At 40.7% G+C, this 23,538-nt stretch carries 16 protein-coding genes; 7 read left to right on the forward strand and 9 right to left on the reverse strand.

What is annotated here, in order from left to right:
- Positions 1-110 precede the first annotated feature (110 nt).
- Positions 111-1,664, forward strand: coding sequence for a lytic transglycosylase (locus tag AC19MX_RS09360; protein WP_432400202.1), 1,554 nt, complete (start codon positions 111-113; stop codon positions 1,662-1,664).
- Between the two features lie 178 nt (positions 1,665-1,842).
- On the opposite strand, the gene AC19MX_RS09365 is transcribed toward AC19MX_RS09360, so the two are convergent.
- Both AC19MX_RS09365 and AC19MX_RS09370 read right to left on the reverse strand, forming a co-directional pair.
- The gene (locus AC19MX_RS09365; protein WP_432400201.1) at positions 1,843-3,678 is read right to left on the reverse strand and encodes an AsmA family protein; all 1,836 of its coding nucleotides are present in this window, start codon (positions 3,676-3,678) and stop codon (positions 1,843-1,845) included.
- A 25-nt stretch (positions 3,679-3,703) separates the two neighbouring features.
- Positions 3,704-4,198, reverse strand: a complete 495-nt coding sequence (locus tag AC19MX_RS09370) for a putative 4-hydroxy-4-methyl-2-oxoglutarate aldolase (protein WP_432400200.1) — start codon at positions 4,196-4,198, stop codon at positions 3,704-3,706.
- Positions 4,199-4,370: 172 nt separating this feature from the next.
- Between AC19MX_RS09370 and AC19MX_RS09375 the strand changes: the two genes are divergently transcribed.
- Positions 4,371-4,685 carry a hypothetical protein gene (locus tag AC19MX_RS09375; protein WP_432400199.1) on the forward strand — a complete coding sequence of 105 codons (315 nt, stop codon included), beginning with the start codon at positions 4,371-4,373 and terminating at the stop codon, positions 4,683-4,685.
- 104 nt (positions 4,686-4,789) lie between these two features.
- On the opposite strand, the gene AC19MX_RS09380 is transcribed toward AC19MX_RS09375, so the two are convergent.
- A complete protein-coding gene (locus AC19MX_RS09380; protein ID WP_432400198.1) occupies positions 4,790-6,436 on the reverse strand; it encodes a methyl-accepting chemotaxis protein in 1,647 nt (548 codons plus the stop codon).
- Between the two features lie 619 nt (positions 6,437-7,055).
- Positions 7,056-7,997, reverse strand: coding sequence for a LysR family transcriptional regulator (locus tag AC19MX_RS09385; RefSeq protein WP_432400197.1), 942 nt, complete (start codon positions 7,995-7,997; stop codon positions 7,056-7,058).
- 173 nt (positions 7,998-8,170) lie between these two features.
- On the opposite strand from AC19MX_RS09385, the gene AC19MX_RS09390 reads away from it, so the two are divergent.
- The 5 genes from AC19MX_RS09390 to AC19MX_RS09410 all read left to right on the forward strand — a co-directional run bounded on the left by AC19MX_RS09390 (position 8,171) and on the right by AC19MX_RS09410 (position 12,827).
- The gene (locus AC19MX_RS09390; protein ID WP_432400196.1) at positions 8,171-9,391 is read left to right on the forward strand and encodes an acyl-CoA dehydrogenase family protein; all 1,221 of its coding nucleotides are present in this window, start codon (positions 8,171-8,173) and stop codon (positions 9,389-9,391) included.
- 11 nt (positions 9,392-9,402) lie between these two features.
- The gene (locus AC19MX_RS09395; RefSeq protein ID WP_432400195.1) at positions 9,403-10,236 is read left to right on the forward strand and encodes an SDR family oxidoreductase; all 834 of its coding nucleotides are present in this window, start codon (positions 9,403-9,405) and stop codon (positions 10,234-10,236) included.
- Positions 10,233-11,300 carry a phosphotransferase family protein gene (locus tag AC19MX_RS09400; protein WP_432400194.1) on the forward strand — a complete coding sequence of 356 codons (1,068 nt, stop codon included), beginning with the start codon at positions 10,233-10,235 and terminating at the stop codon, positions 11,298-11,300. Before AC19MX_RS09395 ends, AC19MX_RS09400 begins: the two co-directional genes overlap by 4 nt.
- A 2-nt stretch (positions 11,301-11,302) precedes the next feature.
- On the forward strand, positions 11,303-12,004 hold the full coding sequence (locus AC19MX_RS09405) for a histidine phosphatase family protein (protein ID WP_432400193.1): 702 nt from the start codon (positions 11,303-11,305) through the stop codon (positions 12,002-12,004).
- Positions 12,005-12,077: 73 nt separating this feature from the next.
- Entirely contained in the window at positions 12,078-12,827 is a 750-nt protein-coding gene (locus AC19MX_RS09410; protein ID WP_432400352.1) for an SDR family oxidoreductase, read from the forward strand.
- A gap of 126 nt (positions 12,828-12,953) precedes the next feature.
- Here the strand turns inward: AC19MX_RS09410 and AC19MX_RS09415 are convergent, their stop codons facing one another.
- From AC19MX_RS09415 to AC19MX_RS09435, 5 genes are all read right to left on the reverse strand, one after another.
- On the reverse strand, positions 12,954-14,138 hold the full coding sequence (locus AC19MX_RS09415) for a putative bifunctional diguanylate cyclase/phosphodiesterase (RefSeq protein WP_432400192.1): 1,185 nt from the start codon (positions 14,136-14,138) through the stop codon (positions 12,954-12,956).
- Between the two features lie 8 nt (positions 14,139-14,146).
- Positions 14,147-15,262, reverse strand: a complete 1,116-nt coding sequence (locus AC19MX_RS09420; RefSeq protein ID WP_432400191.1) for a GAF domain-containing protein — start codon at positions 15,260-15,262, stop codon at positions 14,147-14,149.
- A gap of 1,084 nt (positions 15,263-16,346) precedes the next feature.
- Positions 16,347-16,880, reverse strand: a complete 534-nt coding sequence (locus AC19MX_RS09425; RefSeq protein ID WP_432400190.1) for a cell division protein ZapC — start codon at positions 16,878-16,880, stop codon at positions 16,347-16,349.
- A 171-nt stretch (positions 16,881-17,051) separates the two neighbouring features.
- Positions 17,052-18,071 carry a quinone-dependent dihydroorotate dehydrogenase gene (gene pyrD / locus AC19MX_RS09430; RefSeq protein ID WP_432400189.1) on the reverse strand — a complete coding sequence of 340 codons (1,020 nt, stop codon included), beginning with the start codon at positions 18,069-18,071 and terminating at the stop codon, positions 17,052-17,054.
- A 324-nt stretch (positions 18,072-18,395) separates the two neighbouring features.
- Positions 18,396-23,240 (reverse strand): NAD-glutamate dehydrogenase, encoded by a 4,845-nt coding sequence (locus AC19MX_RS09435; RefSeq protein ID WP_432400188.1) that lies wholly within the window; start codon positions 23,238-23,240, stop codon positions 18,396-18,398.
- Positions 23,241-23,538 lie beyond the last annotated feature (298 nt).

Below are 23,538 nucleotides of genomic sequence, written 5' to 3' on the forward strand. Positions count from 1 at the left end.
TTAATCTACAATGCAAAACTGAACTAAAGCATGACCAAAAGAGTCTCATAGGCATTTGGTGTGTTCGATCCTTATTTTAAGGCCTGAGAACTTGAGGAAGTGTATCTTCAATGAACGTAAATTTATTCATTATTGCCGGCAGCTTATTGGCGGTAACGGGGTGCCAGACGCTCCAGTCCACTGAGCCGCAATCAGACAATGACCAACACAGTGTTGCTATCAAAGCTAAAAGCAAAAAATCTGCAACCGTTACCCTCGATGAAATAGAAGAGCAAGTTGCCGAAGTTAATAACTTATGGTTGCGGATCAGCAATAAAATGCAGCTTCCCGTTACCGACAATGCGCTGGTAGCCCAATATCGACAATGGTATTTAGACAACCCAAAGCATTTAGAAATTGTAACTCAACGTGCTGGTCCTTTCTTATATTACATTGTTGAACAACTCGAAGCGCGTAAACTCCCTATTGAACTGGCTTTACTGCCTATCGTTGAAAGTGGTTTTGACCCTTTAGCCTATTCTAGCGGCCATGCTTCAGGTTTATGGCAATTAACACCGCCTACGGCACAATCATTTGGGGTTAAAACCAACTGGTGGTATGACGGGCGACAAGATGTGGCATCATCGACTAAAGCTGCGCTTGATCTATTGCAATACCTGTATCCTAAAATGGACAATAACTGGTTTTATACCATCGCAGCTTACAACTCAGGTGAAGGCCGCGTGTTAAATGCCGTGAAGCATAACCAAAACCGAGGCAAGCCAGCTGATTTTTGGTCTTTATCATTACCAAAAGAAACCGCACATTATGTACCGCAATTACTTGCACTAGCAGATGTGATTAAGCATGCCGATAAATATGGTATTACCTTAACCCCTATTGCAAATTCACCACAAATTGAAGTGGTGAATATTGAAAGTCAGCTCGACATTAATTTAGCCGCTGACTTAGCTCAAATCGACATAGTCGATTTAAAAGCGATTAATCCAGGTTTAAAGCGTTGGGCCACTGCGCCACAAGGCCCACATCAGCTCGTTGTACCGAGCGACAAAGCCGCTAGCTTTAAACGTGCATTAGCCACTGTTGAGCCTGACTCACGGATTAACTGGGTACGCTATAAAATTAAATCAGGCGACAGTATTAGCCGCATTGCTGATCAGTTTGAAACAACGGCGACGTTAATTCGCAGCAGTAACGGTATTAAAGGTAACAATATTGTTGCCGGCAGATTCCTTATTATCCCTGTTGCGGCAAAAGATCCTGATTTAGCGACCATGACAGCTGATCAGATCCTTGCTCGTAAGGCTGTGATTAAATCGAGCCCGAATAAACAGGCTTACACCATTAAGTCTGGCGATTCATTATGGAAAATTGCTCAATCTCAGCAAGTATCCGTAGCACAATTAATGAAGTGGAATAATCTTAAGCAGCAATCAACATTGTCAGTGGGCAAAAATCTGGTTATTTACCCTAACGAAGTGGCTGTCAACAATGCCACTAAAGAGAAAACGGTCAACTACCGAGTTCAGTCTGGTGATTCATTAGCACGTATTGCAACGAAATATAATGTGACCGTTGCAGAGTTAATTGAGTGGAACAGTTTACAAAACAGTAAGCTGATCCAACCAGGGCAAATCTTGAAATTGATCGTAACTAACAGCTAATTGCTATTAGTAAATACGCAATAAAATACGGACAAGTTATCACTTGTCCGTTTTTGTTTGTAGTCACTATTTATTTGTAACGACTATTTTATTTACTATGACTAGGAATAAATTCCTAGTCATTTGTCTCTTACCTTTAAATCACTGTGACTTAAGCTTCTCGCATTGAATCACTGGATTAAATACCCAGCTTTTTAAACAAACCCTCTTTGAGTTTTTCTTTGGCTTTATCTGCTTCATCTTTAAATTGGCCTTCCAATAACGCTTTAGTATCAATACCAAATTTAGGTTTTTGGAACGTCCCTTTAATGGTTAAGGGGATATCAACCCCTTTAAGAGACTCATCAACCGCATCACCTTGCCCAGATAGCGAGCCGACAACACTGGTGGTTAATGTGTAATCTAACGCTTCAGAGGCAATATTCGCAGTCCCCTTTCCTTTTAAGCGGATCAAGGGAGCTGCCATCGCTAAATCTGGATTGGTCACTACGGCGTCTTTCATGGTGAAGCTACCAGTTAAACTGGTAAAATCGGTTTTCAACTCTTCTTTACTGTCGGCAGATAAATCGCCTTTTAGCTTTTGTTGAGCGCTGCGGATCATTTGCGGAATGTTAACGCCATAAAGCGAGCCGTCGGCAACTTCAAATTGACCTACTGCATCAAGATTCTTTTTCAAGTTATCGGGGATCAAACTTGCACCACTGCCTTTGACTTCGAAACTCGCTTGACCAGAAAGTAAATCAATTTCAGCAGCATCCATTAATAATGGTCTAATGTTTACCCCTGTTAGCTTCTTATCAAATTGATAAGTAGGTACAGATTTGCGGCCATCGAGTTTGGCACTCAACGCGAGCTTACCCTCATACAAATCGGCCGTTAATGACGACAGCGTTAGCACACCTTTTTTAACAGCCATAGTTAACTGCCAATTTTGTGTCAGCATATTACTGACTTTAATCGACTTTGCCGTCAGTTTTACGCTTAAATCAATTGTGTTAAGCGCAGACAAATCCGGCTCGGCACTTGGCACTGTTGCAGTGTCACTAGTGCTATTTTCTGCTTGGCTTTCTTGTTTAGGAAAGAGTGCATCAACATCAATGTCACCGACATCTAAGGTCATCGCAATCTTAGGAATACTGTTTGCGTAATTGACTTTTATGTCACCGGTGGCGGCAATATCCATTGCCGCAAGTTTTGTGAGCTGTAACTCAACAGTTTTAGTCTCTAACGCCATGACCATTTGAGTTATCATTTCAGCACTCACCGACTTGTTGGGTAAACTGTCGCCTTGCGCAGAATGGCTCATGGTAAAATCATTAATCGTAATATGCTTTAACATTTGGTCAATTTTAAGCTGACCTTGACCCGAAGATGCTACAGACATGTCTGGTAAAGTAACAGAAAACTCATAAGCAAAATCAGCAAATTGCCCTAAACTGAATTGCCCTAATGTAAAGCTTTTTAAACTGAATGTTTGAGTGGTATTGCTCGCCATATCAATTAAGTTGATATTAGTATTGGTGAGTTCAATTCCGCCGATATCTAATGTTTGTAACGCTATTGCTTGTGCGTCACTGGGTTGAGTTGTTGCAGGCGTCTTTGCTGCGTCATCAGTTAAGCCATCACCCGATAAGCCATCAAAGCTGGTTTGACCATTTTTCTGAGTGACTAAATTTAACGTTAAGCCATCGAGTGTTAATAAATCCACTTCAATTTGCTGACTAAATAAAGGCATTAGCGCCACATTAGCCACAGCTTCGTTTACATCTAACATGGATGCGGGGGTAAAATTTTCTGGGTTAGAAAGTGAAATACCGCCCAGTTTAATCCCTAATGAAGGAAAGACACTCCAACTAAGATCATCTGTTATGACTAAATCGCGACCCGTTTGTTTTTTCACGGCGTCGACAATTTGTGGCTTAAAATGATTAAGGTCAAAAAACATTGTTAAGTAGACGGTAATGCCTACAACGAGTGTTAGCGCAATTGCTAATAACCACTTTACTACTTTCATTGTTGCTTCCTTGTCTGTATTTTTTCTATTGTAAAATAGACAAATCTAACGACTGCTGACTCACGGCAATACCATTGAGATCGGCATAAATCATCATGCCAGGTACAACGCTGACACCCGCTATATCGATAGTAACATTGACTTCGCCAACATCTTTCTTGTCTGTTTTAATCGGATTAGTCCCTAATGCCTGCACACCAATTTGCATTGCACTGATTGCACCTGCATCACGTACGCATCCATTGATGATAATGCCTTCCCATCCGTTGTTATATGCATTAAGGGCTATCATGTCGCCCAGCAATGCACGCCGAGTTGAACCACCACCATCTACGACTAAAACTTTGCCATGGCCCGGTTTTGCGAGCTCAGATTTAACCATTGAATTATCTTCAAAACATTTAACCGTTACCACCTCACCAAAAAATATCGGCTTTGCGCCAAAGGAGCGCCACGGCGAAGACAATAAAGTCAATTGTTCAGGATAATGATCAAATAAATCAGGTAATAGATCTAACATGAGTCCTCCTTGAGAATCAAAACCTTAGGTTACTGATAATTATGCAATTCAACAACTTTTGTTAATTATCGATAATCTAATGAATGCTTTTTACACAATTTAACAATGCGAAAGGTGACTTAATCATCAAATATGAATATAATCCTAAAAAATAGCGTAGACAATCATACTTATGAGCAACGATTTAAATTTACAACAAATGATGAATGCGTTTGATGAATTAGATTTTGAACAACGCACGACTTCAAATCTTGAAAATGCCCGTAATAAGCAACAGATGTCGGCATACATCAATTCGTTAGATTACAGCTTGCGACGTTTATTGATTTTACAAGAATCTGTCAATGAGATTGTAGAGCAGAAACAATCGAATCTGGTTAAACAAGAATATATCCAAACCTATAAAACCAAAATCATTAATTTATCTCGTCAATATAATATTTCATATCAAGACGTCATTAATATTATGGTACAGCTATCTCAATAATCATTAACCTGTTATTGAGATTATTTAAGTCGTCAAATTAACAACGTTGACGACTTACCCTTCATGTAGGAAAACAGATAAACCCCTTCAATTAGCAATCTTATTTAGACTTTAAATTGCTCAATAAGAGTATCAAGTCGCTCTGATCCCCGTTCAATAGCCATACTGCTTTTATTGATCTGTTCATTTTGCGTTCTGTTGTCTAACGACATATCGCTAATGCGGGTGATATTCATATTGAGTTCAGCAATCACTGCATGTTGCTCTTCAGTCGCGGTCGCAATTTGAATGTTCATTTGTGAAATCTGTCCAATAGATGATTTTATATTACTCAGGGCACCCACCACTTGTTGGGTATCATTCACAGTCTCGGTTGATTTGGTTTTAGCACGAGCCACAGAGGCATTTACGGAATTAATGGCTGTGCGAATAGCATCAATAATTTGGTTGATTTCATTGGTTGATGCCTGAGTACGACTTGCCAGTGTACGAACCTCATCTGCGACAACGGCAAAGCCTCGACCTGCCTCACCTGCTCTGGCTGCCTCAATTGCAGCATTTAAAGCCAATAAATTAGTTTGATCAGCAATGCCTACTATCACATCTAATATCTGGCCAATTTTGCTAGAACTGACTTGCAGCCCTTTTGCCACTTCCTCTGTTGAGATAAGTTCATTTGATAATTCAGTAATTTTTTTCATTGCCTTATCGACCACATCCGCTGAGATATCAGCTTCACTGTCTGCTTCATGTGTGCTGTCTGCTGCCAACTTAGCATTTGATGCAACCTCTGCCGCCGTCATCGACATTTGGTTAATCGCCGTGGCGACATTTTCTGTCTCAGCTTGCACATTAACTGATATTTGATTAGCCTTTTCGGCAACAATAGCCATTTCCTTTGCTAATCGGCCCGATTCGTTGACTGACTCACCGACTGATTTAATGACCTTTTGAATTTTGCTGGTAAATACGTTGAAATGATGGGCGATTTGCTTCAACTCATCATCGCCCTCTTCTGATAGACGTAATGTTAAGTCTCCTTCACCTTTGGCGATGTTTTCAAATGCGTTAATAGTTTCTCGCATTGGGACTGAAACACTGCGAATGATAAAATATAACAACGCAATAACAGGTAACCAAACCAACACAAGTAATAGTAAATAATCACTAATAAATTGTTGTTTATCCGTTTGAATATCATCAACATAAATCCCTGTCCCAATAATCCATCCCCAGGGTCTAAAACGCTTAACTAGAGACATTTTAGGGCTGGGTTGTTCTTGCTGAGGTTTATTCCACATATAATCAACACGAACAGCATCCTGGTTTTCAGTGCCTTGTATCATCAATTCAAATAAAGCCACTCCGTTAGGATCTTTCATTCCTCTTACCGTGGTATTAACTAATTGTTTGGCAAATGCATGTTGGATCATGGTGCCTTGGGTATCAATACTAAAATAATATTCATTGCCCGAATAACGAAGTTTATCAATAGCAGCTAATGCCATCGCTTTAGCTGCGGATTCAGTTAACAGATTTGATTGGCTATCTTGGTAAAATTTATCCGCAATGGTCACCGCTGCATCAACAAGCGCATGCAACTTGGCCTCTTTTTCCCCCACTAAAACAGACTCGACTCTATTTAGTGAGAACCAAAACACGATCACAGTAGCAATAATGGCTAATGCCAACATGCCCATTAGCCTATTGGCGATGGTTGTCTTACGGAACAACTGATTAAACGTATTCATACATGCACCATCTCTTTGTGATTTATAATTATTTTTATGGATCAATTAACACAATTGTTTCTTTAACACGCATATTGTTTAAGCATTAATCACTGTTGCGCTTAAGTGTCTTTTTGTCAATCAAGGTGGTTAGTTTTTATCGGATAATGTGGCGATATCTGAATGTTCACAACAGGATATTTTTTAAGCTATTCGCATTGGCTTGCAAACAGAAGTGATGCAGGGACTGGATTTTAGCTAGCATGCAATAAGGTAGATTAAAGTTCAGTACTCAATGGCAAAATGAATAACTAAACATGACGGACTATTTATGGAAAAGAATGACTTAGAGGTAAAGTCTCAACAGTCAGTTTATTTTTACCCGCCGGCTGGTCATGGCACACGCTAAGCTCATGTTTTTATTAAATACCACCTCTTTTCGTTTAGCTTGGAGCAAGACCAACAAACAACATCACGGTTAACTTATTTATTGGCCAAATATATTAAGCAAACACATTACACATATCATCGGCAAATCTTCGTTCTGACATGCGTTAATACTAACGATAGCTAAGTCTTTTCTTGTCTATATGTATATGTTTGGTGTGCATTTAAACTTCTTACTGCGAAATAGTATTCATTATTCATTTTCAACGCTAACTAAATTTGATCGTTCGACTGCGATTTCAATTTGTTGCCGAAGCCAGATAAGCGCATGATCTGACTGAGTATTACTGTGCCAATATAAATGGGTATCGATGTCGGTTAATGCAAATGGTATCTGGATTACTTTTAAATCAGAGTCCAAAAACTGTAAAGCAATTGAACGTGGTAACGTTAGCATCAGTGCCGTGTTACTGACTATTTTGACTGCTGTTTGATAGGTTTGACATCGGTATTTAATGTGTCGATTAATCCCTTGTTGCTGCAGCAATAAATCTTCCATCACTCTGCCTGTCGGACGACTTGACACCGCAACGTGTTGCGCCAGCAAATAATCTTCCTGGGTTAAAGTGCCGTTGTTGCAAAGATGATGTTGCGGATCAATGAGTACACAAAATGGATCCGACACTAATTGTGTGTGCATTAAAGGAGCATTGACTGCTCGTGCAACATCAATGGCTAAATCAACCTCACCATTGGCAAGTTGACGTGCTATGTGCTCTCTAGAGAGTGCAATACTGGCAATGTTAGCTTGCGGGATTAACTCAGCAACGTGATTAATAAGCGCCGGCATAATTTGGCTTTCTAATGCTTCATGAATAGCAATGGTGAATGTTTGCTCTGTTGTTAATGGGTCAAATTCGCCGCATTGTTGCAACACCTCTCGAATACGATTCAACGCATTAATCAATTGTGGCGCCATACGTTGGCAAGCTGCTGTGGGTTGCATTTGCTGACCTTGACGTACAAATAATGGGTCATTTAATACTAAACGTAAGCGCTTTATGGCGTGACTGACCGCAGATGGTGTAACAAATAGCGATTTCGCTGCCGTTGTCATATTCTGCTCAAAGTACAGCGCTTCAAAAATCTTCAGTAGATTTAAATCAAGTTGTTGAATTGCTTTTGTATCCGCCATATTAACCTCAAGAATAAAAACTAATGTGTCATGCCAATACTATGAGTATTATTCATCACAAGCTAACATATTTTTTCATTTCATTCATATTGATTACTACGTTATGCTGACAACATATGCTTAACAGATCACATTATTAGTGGCTTTTAGACTAAGAATACAAAGGTATAAAGATGAATATTTACGCTACAGAAAAATCACAACAATATTTAGCGAAAGTGAAATTGTTTATAGATGAGCAGATTTTACCTGTAGAAGCAGAGTTACTCGCCGAAAACAGACGCATTAATCACAGTAGTGATTGGACTCAATGGCAGTTATTACCTCAAATAGAAGCACTAAAAGCACAAGCGAAAACGGCTGGATTATGGAATTTGTTTTTACCCGACGCCACTCTCGGCCAAGGTTTAACCTGTGTTGAATACGCACCATTAGCAGAAGAAATGGGGCGTTCTATTTTAGCACCTGAAATTTTTAACTGTAATGCACCCGACACTGGCAATATGGAAGTGCTCTATCACTTTGGGGATGAACAACAGCAAAAACAATTTCTCACACCTCTACTTGCTGGAGATATTCGTTCAGTGTTTGCCATGACAGAACCTGATGTAGCGTCATCTGATGCCACAAACATGCAGGCAACCATCATTGAAGATGGCGACGATGTTATCGTTAATGGCCGAAAATGGTGGTCAACGGGATTAGGTCATCCAAACAGTAATGTCATGATATTTATGGGGCTATCTCATCCAGATGCACCTAAGCATCAACGTCACAGTATGGTATTAGTGCCTATCAATACTCCTGGTGTCAATATCACTCGGATGTTAACCGCTTATGGCGACTACGATGCGCCTTATGGACACGGTGAAATGGAGCTCGTTAATGTTCGTGTACCTAAAAGCAATGTCATAATGGGACTCGGAAAAGGTTTTGAAATTGCACAAGGTCGTTTAGGTCCTGGGCGAATTCACCATTGTATGCGAGCTATCGGCGCCGCAGAACGCGCTTTAGCCTTAGCAATTGAACGCGGATTATCTCGCGTGGCCTTCGGCCAGCCCATTATAAAGCTTGGGGGAAATTTAGAGCGAATTGCTCAAGCCCGTATGAGCATTGAACAAGCACGATTATTAACCCTTAATGCCGCGTGGAAAATAGATAATCTGGGTGTAAAGCACGCCATGACGGATATCTCTGCGATAAAAGTGGTTGTACCCAATATGTTAACCCAAGTGGTTGATATGGCCATTCAACTCTATGGCGGTGCAGGGATGAATCATGACTCGCCATTGGCCGGTTTTGCCACTATGGCACGCAGTTTACGCTTAGCTGACGGCCCCGATGAAGTGCACATGGCCATGGTGTCGCGCCTAGAATTAGCAAAATACAAATAACGGTGATGACGATGAAAACAAAACAACAACATGTGCTCATTACCGGTGCGGCATCAGGCTTAGGCAAAGCATTGGCACTTAAATGGGCCAGTCAACATGCTGAGGTGTGCGTTGCCGATATTAATCAGCACGCTGGCGAACAAGTCTGTCAGGAAATACAAGCGTTAGGTGGAAAAGCATTTTTTGTGCCTTGCGATATCACCAAAACAGACAGCATTACCGCACTGTTGGAAAACGTGCAATCACGTTGGCAGCATATTGATTTATTGGTGAATAATGCCGGCGTAGCAACAGCAGATAAAATAGAAACGGAGCCTATGTCGCAATGGCGCTGGGTAATGGAAATCAATGTGTTTGGTATGGTGAATATGTGCCAGCAATTTGTGCCCTTTTTTAAGCAACAAGGTTATGGCAGCATACTCAATGTGGCATCACAAGCAGGCTTGACACCCATTCCGTTTATGTCGAGCTATAACGCCTCAAAAGCAGCGGTGGTGTCATTGTCAGAAACATTACGACTTGAACTTGCCGATGACAATATTAATGTCAGCGTATTATGTCCAGGATTTTTTAAAACCAATCTCGGGAGTAGTTTACGTACACAACTGCCTACAATGGAAAAGCTGTTGGGTAAACTCTTTGATAAGTCTCCCATCAATGCAGCTCAAGTCGCCGACATTGCTTATCAAGGTGAGGCAAATAAACAGTTTCTGTTATTAACGCACCAACAGGGCAAACGTTTATATCGGTTAAAACGTTTACTGCCGCTTAGCTGGTATTTTAAATTAGTATTAAAACAAACACTTAAATTAAGACAATTGTTAGGGAATGAGCAAACTAAATGAACCAACAGTATTTAGATAAAGCGAAATCCGTTCGCACGGGTGAAGAACTCGACCCTAACGTTATTGGCCCTTGGTTGACACAACATATCGGCGGACTTGAAGGCGATCTCAAAATAACCCAATACACAGGCGGTGCTTCAAACTGGACTTATTGCTTAACGTACAGCAATTGTGAACTCATCTTGCGCCGAGCACCCATGGGCACAAAAGCCAAAGGCGCTCACGACATGGGCCGTGAATACCGCTTACAACAAGCGCTAAAACCTGTGTACCCTTATGTGCCCGCCATGCTGGCACATTGCGAAGACGAAAGCGTATTGGGCACTGAGTTTTATGTCATGGAAAAATTGAATGGCATTATTCCAAGACAAAATTTACCCAAAGGCTTACACCTTGATAAACAACAGGCCAACACGCTGTGTACTAATGTCATTGACTGCTTAATTGAATTGCATAAAGTGGATCTTGATGCTGCGAACCTCAATCACCTTGGTAAGGGTGAAGGTTACACACAGCGCCAAATTGATGGTTGGAGCATTCGCTATACTCAAGCTAAAACCTGGAATGTCCCCTCTGGTAAAAAAGTCATGACTTGGCTGCAACAACATAAACCATCACAAGAAACCATTTGTTTAACCCACAATGACTTTCGCTTTGATAATGTGGTGTTAGATCCAAATGACATCAGTAACGTTAATGGCGTGCTCGATTGGGAATTGGCAACCTTAGGTAATCCATTAATGGATTTAGGCAATACTCTCGCCTATTGGGTTGAAGCCGATGATGACTTTTTAGCCCAAATGACCCGGCGCCAACCCACACACCTTGAAGGCATGTTGACTCGTAAGCAAGTGGTTGAATATTACTGTGACAAAATGGACATCACTATTGATGATTTTCGTTTTTATGAAGTGTTTGGTTTATTTCGTTTAGCAGGTATTGTGCAACAAATTTACTATCGCTATCACCACAAGCAAACGCGTAACCCGGCATTCAAACAATTTTGGATTTTCTCACATTACTTAATGTGGCGTTGTCATCGCGCAATGAAACAACAAGGATAACCATGGCTAACATCTATTTAATCCGTCATGGTCAAGCGAGTTTTGGCAGTGATAATTACGACAACTTGTCGAATCTTGGTCATAGCCAGGCTCGGCACTTAGCGGAACACTTTAACCAACGCGGTATTCAACCAAATCATGTTATTTGTGGCAATATGGCTCGCCATCAACAGACGCGTAATGCCTGTTTAGCGGCATTGTCACCTCCGTTATTACACGACTCGCTACAGATTTGCGCCGATTGGAATGAATTTAATCATGAAGAAGTGATTGCCGTTTATCGACCGGATTTAGCTCATCCAGACACAATGAAGCAATACCTCAGCCAACAACCCTCGCCGACCAGAGCCTTTATTGAACTCTTTAGCCAAGCAATTAATCAGTGGCAACATGCCGACAATAGCGCTCAATATAGTGAGTCATGGCAACAATTTAGCCAACGGATTGCAAACGGGTTAACTCAGCTTATTGAACAAACCGACGATGATGACACGGTTTTTGTGTACACCTCTGGTGGCGTAATTAGTGCCGCAGTAATGCAAATATTATCGATACCTGAATCACAATTTTTCAATATTAATAAACAGTTAGTTAATTGCAGCGTGACACAATTGCACATTAAACGACAACGACTGAGTGTGATAACCTTAAATGAGCATGGGTACTTTGAGGGTACTCAGCAACATTTGTACAGTTTAATTTAACCTTTAATAGACACTCAACGTGATGCTATAGCGTCATGAGTATTTAACACCTAAGAATAATAAAGAGTAGATGATGAAACGGACCAACATATTAATCACTGGGGCAAGTTCTGGTTTAGGACGCGGTATGGCCATTGAGTTTGCTAAACAAAATCATAATTTAGCTTTGTGCGCTAGACGACTAGACCGCCTTGAAGAATTAAAACAACACTTATTAAGTATCAACCCCAATATTACCGTGCTGATTAAATCACTTGATGTAAACGACCATCCGCAAGTGTTTGAAGTCTTTAGCCAATTTAAACAAGAAATGGGACAACTTGACAGAGTCATCGTCAACGCGGGCATGGGTAAAGGCGCATCGATTGGAACCGGCTTTTTTGCGGCTAATTTACAAACTGCGCAAACTAATTTCATTGCCGCAATAGCCCAATGTGAAGCGGCAATGGCTATTTTTCGTGAACAAAATAGTGGCCATTTAGTGACGATTTCATCCATCAGTGCAGTACGTGGCTTTAGACGAGCCATGACGGTTTACGCGGCGACTAAAGCAGCCCTAACTTCGTTAACAGAGGGTATTCGTATCGATGTGATGAATACGCCTATAAAAGTCACTTGTGTTCATCCGGGCTTTATTCGCAGTGAGATTAACGAAAAAGTCAAAACAGTACCGTTTATAGTTGATACCGAAACAGGTTGTAAAGCCATGGTAAATGCCATTCAAAAAGAGAAAGCTAATGCCTTTGTGCCTAGTTATCCCTGGGCATTTTTACATTGGGTATTGCGTATCGCACCGATTAGCATTATTCGAAAGATGAGTTAACTCTGCACTAAAACTGACGCTCGTTATTTTATTCATCACCGCCAATCTCTTGCGAGTTATCATTTAAGATAACTCGCAAAATAGAGCCTAGTTCTATCCTATACCACCCAAAGATTGACTTTTTTATCATTGAGTATGTTGTTCGATGAGTAACGCTTCGAAATCGACAACAGAAAGCGGCTTTGCAAACAAATAACCTTGTCCAAAAGTACAGCCTGCATTAATGAGCAACTGCTTTTGTTGTTCGGTTTCTATCCCTTCAGCAATCACGCTCATTTTCAGTTTACTGGCCATCACAATAATCGCTTGACACAGTGCCGTGTCTTTATTATCGGCTGACATGTTTTGCACAAACCGTTGATCGATTTTTAAGTAATCAAAATCAAAGTCTTTAAGGTATGCAAAAGAGCTATAGCCCGTGCCAAAGTCGTCGATGGCAACAGACATCCCATGAAGGCGAACTTTATCAAGCGCTTCAACAGCTTCAAGTTGATTTTCCATTAATAAATGTTCGGTTATTTCAAGCGAAATAGCCTCACAAGGAATACCTCGTAAAATAAGCGAATCTGCCCAGGCGTTAATTTGTGCACCATTATTTTTATATTGCACAGGGGAAGTATTAATACTAATGCATAAATCAGGGCAATAGGCTTTACGCCAGATATTGACCTGTTGTGAAACTTCGTTAAAAATCCACTCACTCATTTCAACAATCAAGCCTATTTCTTCAGCGACCTGAATAAACTCTAATGGCGAAATCATTCCTTTTTGAGGATGCTGCCAACGAATTAACGCTTCAGCTTTGGTAATACGCGACGTTGTTAAGTTAACGATAGGTTGATAAACCATGTAAAACTGCTTTTGCTCAACGGCAATACGTAAATCGCGCATGATTTCCATACGTTTAAGGAAATCAGTACTCATGTTCTCAGTAAAATAATGAATGCTATTACGGCCGCGAGATTTAGCACGGTACATCGCTTGATCTGCATTTCTGAGTAATTCTTCGATGGTTATTGCATCATTTGGGTAAAATGCCAACCCAATACTGGCAGTACAATAGACATTTTTATGATCAATGATATAGGGCTGAGCAAGTGTAATTAAGAGTTTTTGACCTATTTTATCAATGTCCTCTGGGACCGTTGTGCCCACAAAGGCAATAATAAACTCATCTCCGCCTAAACGAGCCACAATATCATTTTTTCTAATGGTGTTTTTGATTCGATTTGCACACTCAATTAACACCAAATCGCCAGCACCATGCCCTAATGAATCATTGACGTCTTTAAAGTTATCTAAATCTAACATCGCGATCACTAATTGCTTTTTATCGCGCTCTGCATTATCATCGCATTGGTTAAATGCTCATGTAATAAGTGTCGATTTGGTAAATTGGTTAGATTATCAAAGTTAGCTTGATGCCAAATAATGTTATCGGCTTTGTCACGCTCAATCGCAATTCGGGTAAGATTGACAAATTGCTCAACCAAATTGATTTCATTATCTGTCGGTTTTGAAAGCCTATCAAAATATATTGCAATCGTGCCCAACACGTTACCATGATGACAAATAATGGGTTCAGACCAACATGAAACCAATTTAGCTTGGTTGGCTAAATGTGCTAAAGGCAACCAGTTAGGGTGGCGAGCAATATCAGCAACAATGATTCTTTTACCGAGTGTTACAGATTGAGTGCAAGTACCGGTTCCGTCTGCAATATTGACCATGTCGATTGCCTCATTATAAAACGCGGGCAAACTGGGTGCTGCGGCTAATCTTAACTGTTTACCTGTGTCATCTAATAATGAAATACTGCACATCGCCCGTGGCAGCTCGTTTTCAATCCCTTCGACAACGGCAGATAACACTTTGGACAATTTGCTCGAACTGGCTATCAATTCCAAAATATTGTTACGTAGCTGACTTATTTTATCTTTTTCTGATAATTGGCGGTTTTTGCGTTGCATAAATATTGAAAAAATTAACGAGAAAATACCGGTTACTACCAAAGAGGCCAAAATGAGCGGTAACGAGAACTCATCAAATTGTTGGTAAGTTAATACTCCGGCAATTGAAATAAGTAAGGCATTGAGAAGACATGCAATAAACGTCGGTAATAAATAAAAACTGGCGATGATAATCGGAAACAACCAAAAAATTAAATCGCTACCGACGATATAAATACCAAATAAAATATTCACATGGGCAATAATGGCAAGCAATCCACTAAAGAGCTTAACCCTGCTGGTAAACCAAACACCAATAAAAATCACTGAAATTCCGCCAACGGCTATCAGATCGACAAGGGTGCGTAAATGATTGTGTTCAAATACACTTTTAATCAAGAATGGCGATAAAATTAATATTGCCACGACTGTCACAGCCAATAATATTTTCTCTTCAATTGTACGATCTTTGATTTTTACCGTCATAATAGATGACTGTCCTATTCGCGTTGAGTCACTGGCACTATTGAGGTAATACCATTATCTTAACAATGTGCTTTACACTAAGAATCGATGACGTTTTGGCACATATTGAGCCATTATCATAAGTTAGCGTAACAATAAAAGAGAATATGCATTCGGTTAACCGTATTGAGTAAAGTAACGTAAAGTTATCAAGTTATACAAGCATTTCCGTATTTTTAGCCGATGATTTTGGACAATAATTTTAGCCTACGATTTAGACAATGATGTTGTGCTACAGAATACTAAAACACCCCACATGATACTCGGTACTATACCATTCCGCGTTAAGTAAGTGATGACACTGCGAGAGTTTAAAGGATTTAAACAAAACGCATGACTCAATAAATAGTGGTTATCTTTCGAAATCATACAACACAGCGTAAGCCCTTTTAACACTCGCCTTTTAAGTATTCATCGGCAGTTTGCTCTGCATTCTCGCTATTTGAAAGTGAACACCATGACGACATAACGACGCCTTAATCAAAAACCGCTGGACGCATTCTGTAATGGTCTAATGAAACAGTGTAATGGTCACTTATTAATGCGGATTGGTATTATACCAATTCCACTAATTATCTGGTCATTCAGCGGGAGTTCTGTGCCTTCTAGGCAAGTAATAGGATTGTAGGCATAGTTGCTCTACGTCAAAATGCTATTAAGCAGTATAGAAGGCACAGAAACCCGCCTTGCAGGAGGCGCTCAGACTGTCCATTTCTTTGTTGCATAGTCTTAAAAAGGGAATAACCATTATTTTCAACAATGCGCCTCAAACTGGACAGTCTGAGTGACTCTGATTGGTCACATAATTAATGGAAATGGTATTAATCATAGCCTAAAAAATATCTATGAGGATAAGCAGTTGAAGCGAAATCGTGGTAAACGATGTGTATAACATCAATGTGGAATAGGCTTTCTTGTTGATTAACTGGTCGTGCGAGTAACTGGAAGTGTGATTATCTGGACGTGCGGGTAACGAGTGTAAGCAAGGGCATACTGAACGCGCGTAAAATAAATCTAAAAAACGCTCAATGGCACTTTTTCTCTATTAAGCCGCGACGACTTGTCTTGCTTTACGTAAAGGATGTAAGCGGTTATGCATCACTTTAATGGTGTCAAATTGGACTAACGATTTGCTGTCTGAAAGCTGGCAATACTGCGATAAAATCATCACTGTTGCGGCTTGTAAGCCATTATCAATCACCAAGGCTAACACTTTTGAATAACCACAGTTTAATTGGAATAACTTACCTACTTCGCAATAAACACATTCATCACTGACATCAAAAAACCACGACTTAGGCATTTGTGATTGTAAAAGAAAGTGAGCAGCGGTGGCATTTAACGCAGTTTGCACAATACCAGCATCGGATATGTGAAGTACTCTAGGAAGGGTATCTAGCATTTTGATATAGAATTTAGCGTGTTCAATACTGAATTCAGCGGCAGTAAGTGCATCTGGAATGAGTTGTTTAGCTTTATATGGGGTTAAGAACTCCATCTCGGAACCCAATGAAATACTCAGCTGTTTGCAAGTCTCATTGTATTCCCAATGCCAGTCCTTGTTTGGCATTAATAACATGGCTGTCTGCACCTAAATTAAAATGAACACCAGTGCATAATAGATGAAATTTCACGCAATATCAAAATTTAATTATAAATTATAACATATGTATCATAGTGTTAGCGCGATCGAACGATCAACAATTCGATCGCGGCATGATTTTTGAACAATAACTTGGTAGTTTCGCTGCTATTTTACACAATAAGCGTTGACGATCTGATCAATCAATTTTGGACCTTGATATATAAAACCAGAGTATATCTGCACCATCGTTGAGCCAGCGTCGAATTTAGCCAGCGCATCAGCAGCACTATTGATCCCACCGACACCAATGATCGGGATCTTACCTTGCAAACAGATCGATAATTGTTTGATCACTTGGGTCGATAAATCAGTCAAAGGTTTACCACTCAAGCCGCCCATCTCTTCAGCATGCAACAATCCTGTTACAGCATCACGGTTTAAGGTGGTATTCGTTGCGATAACACCGTCAAATTGATTGGTAATTAACGAGTCCGCAATAGCTTGAATTTCATCGGCGGACAAATCAGGTGCTATTTTTAACGCGATAGGAACATATTTGCCGTACTTTTCGGCTAATTGTGTTTGTTTGGCTTTAATTGAACTGAGCAAATCATCTAATAACTCACCGTATTGCATTGCACGCAAACCAGGCGTATTAGGAGAAGAGATATTGACGGCGATGTAGCTAGCATATTGGTAGACTTTTTCCATGCAGATAAGGTAATCATCTTTACCCTGCTCTACTGGCGTATCTTTATTTTTACCAATATTAACTCCTACCATAATATCGGATTTTTTGGCGATGAGATTACGCACTAAGTTATCAACACCTTTGTTATTAAAGCCCATGCGGTTAATGATCCCTTGGGCAGGCTTTAATCTAAATAATCGTGGTTGGTCATTACCCGGCTGTGGACGTGGGGTAACGGTGCCCACTTCAACATGACCAAATCCCATCGCATGAAATGCATCCATAGACTCACCGTCTTTATCCATTCCAGCGGCTAACCCTACCGGGTTTGGAAAAGTCAGTCCCATACAGGTCACGGGTGCTGATTTTACATGTTGGCGATAAAAACAATTTAACGGAGTATTCCCCGTCATTTTCAAACTACCAATAGCCACATTATGGGCTAACTCTGGGTCCATCTGAAACATGACTTTTTGTGCGATTTTGTAAAACATGGTTTCTCCTAGACCTAAAAAAAGCCCCGGCAATCGCCAGGGCTTGTTTACATTATATACCCAAACTACTTGAAGATACGTGTTTCAGAGCTTCACCGTGTTTTCAATACTAGGCGCGTTAATACGGTAATGTAGGTACCTTATGAATTAACGCAACAACGTAGTGGGAACACGGTGAAACTCCCAATGGGCAAGTTTTACACACGTTTATGCTGCGTTATTGATTTTGGAAAGGGAACAACCATTAACCGCAATCCATGCCTTGCTTAAACGTGTGTAAATTCTTGCTGAAATCGAACATCTCCAGGTTGTTTGGGTATAAAACTACTTCTGACCTTCGCAATGCAAAATCAGCAAGTTCAGTTCTCTAAGGGCGACTGAGAACTTAGCAAATTCATGAGTTTGTGAGACCTTGAAGTCTGAAAGCATGTGATACCATCTTTCAAGCAATGGCTTGTTTAATGTCATCCATTCGTTAATCACACTGTCAGCATCGCAGGTATCAGTACAGGTACGTAATACTGCAGAACTTAACGCACGCTGTTGCCAATCTAGCTCTTCTCTAAATGCAGCTCGCGCAAGCGCTTGCCAATGGTTTGCAACGGGTTGAGCACTGATTTGTTCTAAGAACCAATGTAATTCAACTTTTGCACCCAATTTAAAGTAGGTTTCAGAAACTAACTCGAGAGTCTTATTCTCAAGTTGAGCGATTTGCGCAATGTCTAACGCAGAGAATAAGGTACTCATTTTTGCCACAACTTGTGCGACAGCTTTAGGTACATTCTGGTTAGTTAGCGCAGTGATTTCAGCAGAAATGGCTTTCACTTCAGCAGCAATCATATATTGGTCAACGTTGGCTTTAAGCTGTTCAAATACTGGCTTAAAGAAGGCCACTGTTTGCACAATATCCTGAGCACGATTGCGATGACGAATGAACCAGCGACAGGCACGGCGCATATTACGACGTAACTGATGCAGCATCTCACCTTGCACGTGTGCAGGAATAACGCCATTTAAGTCTGTAATTGATGTTGTTAGCTCATCAAGGCCAAACACTTCACGCGCCATAGTATAGCAAATAGCCGCTTCGGCAACTGTTGCACCGGTCTCATCTTGCATACGTTGTACAAAATTAAAGCCCATATCGTTAACTAATTCATTAGCTAAAGAGGTGGCAATAATTTCGCCACGCAGTGGATGAGCCGTCATTCTGTCAGCATATTTAGCTTGTAACTTCTTAGGGAAATAAGCCACTAACAATTTACTTAAATAGGCATCTTCAGTGATTTCTGGCGTCACTAATTGCTCTTTAAGCACCATCTTAGCGTAAGCGACTAATACAGACAGCTCTGGACGTGTCAATGCTCGGCCGTTGGCTAAACGTTCAGCTAAGTCATCATCTGTTGGTAAAAACTCGAGAGCACGGTCAAGCTTGCCGTCTTTTTCAAGGTACTGAATAAAACGAATTTGCTCTTTAAGCTGTGATACACCATGTACTTGAGTTACCGAAATAGTACGAGTTTGGTCTTTACAGTCTTGAATCACAATGTCGCTGACTTCATCTGTCATTTCTTCCAGTAAGCGGTTACGTTGTTTAACCGTTAACTCACCTTCTGCAACCAAGGTGTTCAAGAAAATCTTAATGTTCACTTCGTTGTCTGAGCAATCGACTCCACCAACGTTGTCAACAAAATCGGTGTTCATGCGGCCACCGTTAGCACAGTATTCAATACGGCCTAATTGGGTACAACCTAAGTTACCCCCTTCACCAATGATTTTCGCGCGAACTTCTTTACCATTCACACGTAATGCATCATTAGCACGGTCACCCACTTCTGCATGGGTTTCTTTGCTCGACTTAACATAAGTACCGATACCACCGTTCCAAATCAGATCTACTGGCATTTTCAGTAGTTCTTTCATCAGCTCTGTTGGGTTCATGGTGTCTTTGTCAGTAGCAAGCATCTGCTTGATTTCTGGAGTCAATTTAATTGACTTAGCAGAACGCAAGAATATTCCGCCGCCTTTAGAAATCAATTTTGCGTTGTAGTCTTCCCAGCTTGAGCGCGGTAATACAAACAATCGCTGACGTTCAGCATAGCTTTCTGGAATGTTTGGCGTCGGGTCAATAAAGATGTGCATATGGTTAAATGCGGCGACTAATTGAGTTTGCTCAGATAACAGCATCCCGTTACCAAATACGTCACCCGCCATGTCACCGATAGCCACACAGCTAAATGGTGTAGTTTGACAATCTACGCCAATTTCACGGAAGTGACGTTTAACCGATTCCCATGCACCGCGGGCAGTGATACCCATTTTCTTATGGTCATAACCGTTACTGCCACCAGATGCAAACGCATCACCTAACCAGAAGTTGTATTCAACTGCGATGGCATTGGCAATATCAGAGAAGGTTGCGGTACCTTTATCAGCTGCAACAACAAGGTATGCGTCGTCTTCATCGTGACGAACCACATCAACAGGTGGAACCACTTCACCGTTAATAATGTTGTCAGAAATATCTAACAATGCACGGATGAAGATACGGTAACACTCTTGACCTTCAGTAAAGTAAGCCTCGCGGCCACCTTCTGTCGGTAATTGTTTACAGACAAAGCCACCTTTGGCACCAACAGGCACAATAACGGTGTTTTTAACTTGTTGGGCTTTGACAAGACCTAATACTTCTGTACGGAAGTCTTCACGACGATCAGACCAACGTAAGCCACCACGCGCAACTTTACCGCCACGCAAATGCACGCCTTCAACACGAGGTGAATAAACAAATATTTCAAACTTCGGTAACGGTTTAGGCATCTCAGGAATGAGGCCTGGTGCAAACTTAAATGAAATGTAGTCTTTCGCTAAACCACCCACTGCGGTTTGGTAGAAGTTAGTCCGTAATGTCGCGTTAATTAAATCTAAGTAACGACGGATAATACGGTCATCATCTAAGCTTGAAACGTCATCGAGCTGGATATTGATTTGTTCTAGGAACTTACTCAAAGTACGTGTTTTTAACTTTGGATTGAATTTACGGATGAACATTTTCACCAGTAAATCAGCTAACTTTGGATAACGACTGAACGTTTCTTCAATGTATGACTGACTAAATGTTGCATCGATTTGACGCATATATTTAGCATATGCACGCAAAATAGAGACTTCACGACCACTAAGGCCTGTCGACAATACCATGCGGTTAAAGCCATCATCTTCAAGTTTCTTTTGCCACACCTGTAACAATGACGTTTGGAAACGGTCTTGGCTGTCAGCAAGATTCTCTGTAGCAGCACCTTGTACTGTCATTAAGAAGTCTAAAATCCAGAACGTGGCCCCGTCATTGGTTTTCACTTCATAAGGACGTTCATTAATTACGCGTAGACCAAAGTTTTCAAGCATTGGTAATACGTCTGATAGATGAATTGGTTCGTCTTTATGGAACAATTTTAAACGAACTTTGTTGTCGTTTAATGCTGACTCTTGTGGCTGATAAAACAACATACCTAATTTATGGTCGTCGTCTAATGCTTCTAAGTGCTGCATGTCGACTACGGCAGAGCTTGGCAATACGTCATCTTTATAGCTTGGCGGGAACGCATTTAAATAACGTTTCGTTAAGCCAGTACCCGCTTGCTCACCAAGGGCATTATTTAATGCCGTGTGTAATTTATCATCCCACGAGCGAGCTGCTTCGATAAGATTTTTTTCAATCGCGGCCACATCAACATCCATATCGTTATTATCAACTTTGATAATGTAATGAGTTCGAGCCAAAGTCGACTCGGAGAAATACGTGGTGAACTCAACATCTTCATTACTTTTGAAGTGTTGTGCCAAAATACGCTGTGTGTCTTGACGTAACTTAGTGTTGTAACGGTCTTTTGATACATAAACTAAGCACGATAAGAAGCGACCAAAACCGTCTTTGCGAACAAATAACTTAAGCTTATCTCGATCTTGCATTTCTAATACGCCATGGGCCATATTAGCAAGCTGATGATCTTTAGCCTGGATTAGTTCGTCACGAGGTAAATTCTCAAGAATGTTCATCAACGCTTTATAATCGTGCGAGCGCGGTGTAAGCCCTGAATTATCAAGGATACGTTGCACTTTCTCACCCAATAAAGGGATTTCACGCGGGCTGCGGTTATAAAGATTAGAAGCGTATAAACCGATAAAACGGTCTTCACCAATCACGTTGCCTTTTTTGTCAAAACGCTTAACGCCGACATAATCGACATAAGCAGGGCGATGTACCCGGCTTTTGGCTGAGCTCTTAGTCAACACTAATAACGTTTCATCTAAGGCTTCTTTACGTGCTGAGTCAGACAAGGTTGACAGTAAAAGGCCACGCTCACTGTGAGTAGCTTTAGAGCGATGCATTAAACCAAGACTTGAGTCTAAATCAGGTACAAGCTCTACATCGCCTTCAACGCGCTTTAAGTCGTAATAACGGTAGCCAAGCAAAGTAAAATGGTGATTGTTTAAATAATTTAAAAAATCAATCGACTCTTGTAACTCGGCCTTGTTGCCCGGAAATGGCCGTGAAGGCAATTGTTTAATCGTGTCAGTTAATTTATCTGTCATTAACTGCCAGTCATTGACTGAGGCTGCAACATCTGCAAGTACCGACTGTATTTCTTTTTCTATAATTTTAATGTCGGCATCGCTGTTTTGCTTATCAATCTCAATCAAAAATACCGCAACATTGCCGCTGTCTTCTGCTGCATCATTTAAAAATGACACATCGGTGACAGCATTGTTGTCGCGGATCACAGCCAATGGCGTATGTAACATCACATGAGCCGTTATGCCCATGCGGTTTAGCGCCATGGTTAATGAGTCAACCAAGAACGGCATATCAGATTGAATCACTTCAATCACAGAATGTGTTGACTGCCAGCCGTGTTTTGCTTGGCTTGGATTAAACACCCGGATATGGGTTTTATCTGGTGATGTTTTATTAAGGGCATTCCACAGGCTAACAACTGCACCATATAAATCACTGTCATTTCGCGCATTGAGATCGTCTTTTGACATATGGGCATAGAGACAATTAGCAAATTGCTCCACTTGTTTGGCTTGAGAATTAGGGATTTTTGTGTGAATTAAGTTGACTACGTTTTCAAGTAGTACAGAAGGCATTGCATCTTTCAAGGCCATGTTGCAGATTCCTTAAGCGTCTATGGCAGCGCTTTTATCATTATATGGATGCTTCGGCTTGTTGATTCGGTCGGTCCGAGTCATTTGTATTTATCACGTAAACTACTGTTTTGCGTTTTACAAAAGAAACTCATATCTGAGATCTGGTGCAAAGTTTATTACTAAATTGCTGCTATATCGAGGAAAATTTTAGTGGTACATCCTCTATAAATCCAGTCGTCAGCATAGATTAGCGTTTAAAATGACATTTAAGTCGTTTGCATAGAGTAACTATGCAAAATAAAAAAGGGAGCTAAGC

The sequence above is a fragment of the Shewanella sp. MF05956 genome (assembly GCF_059758055.1).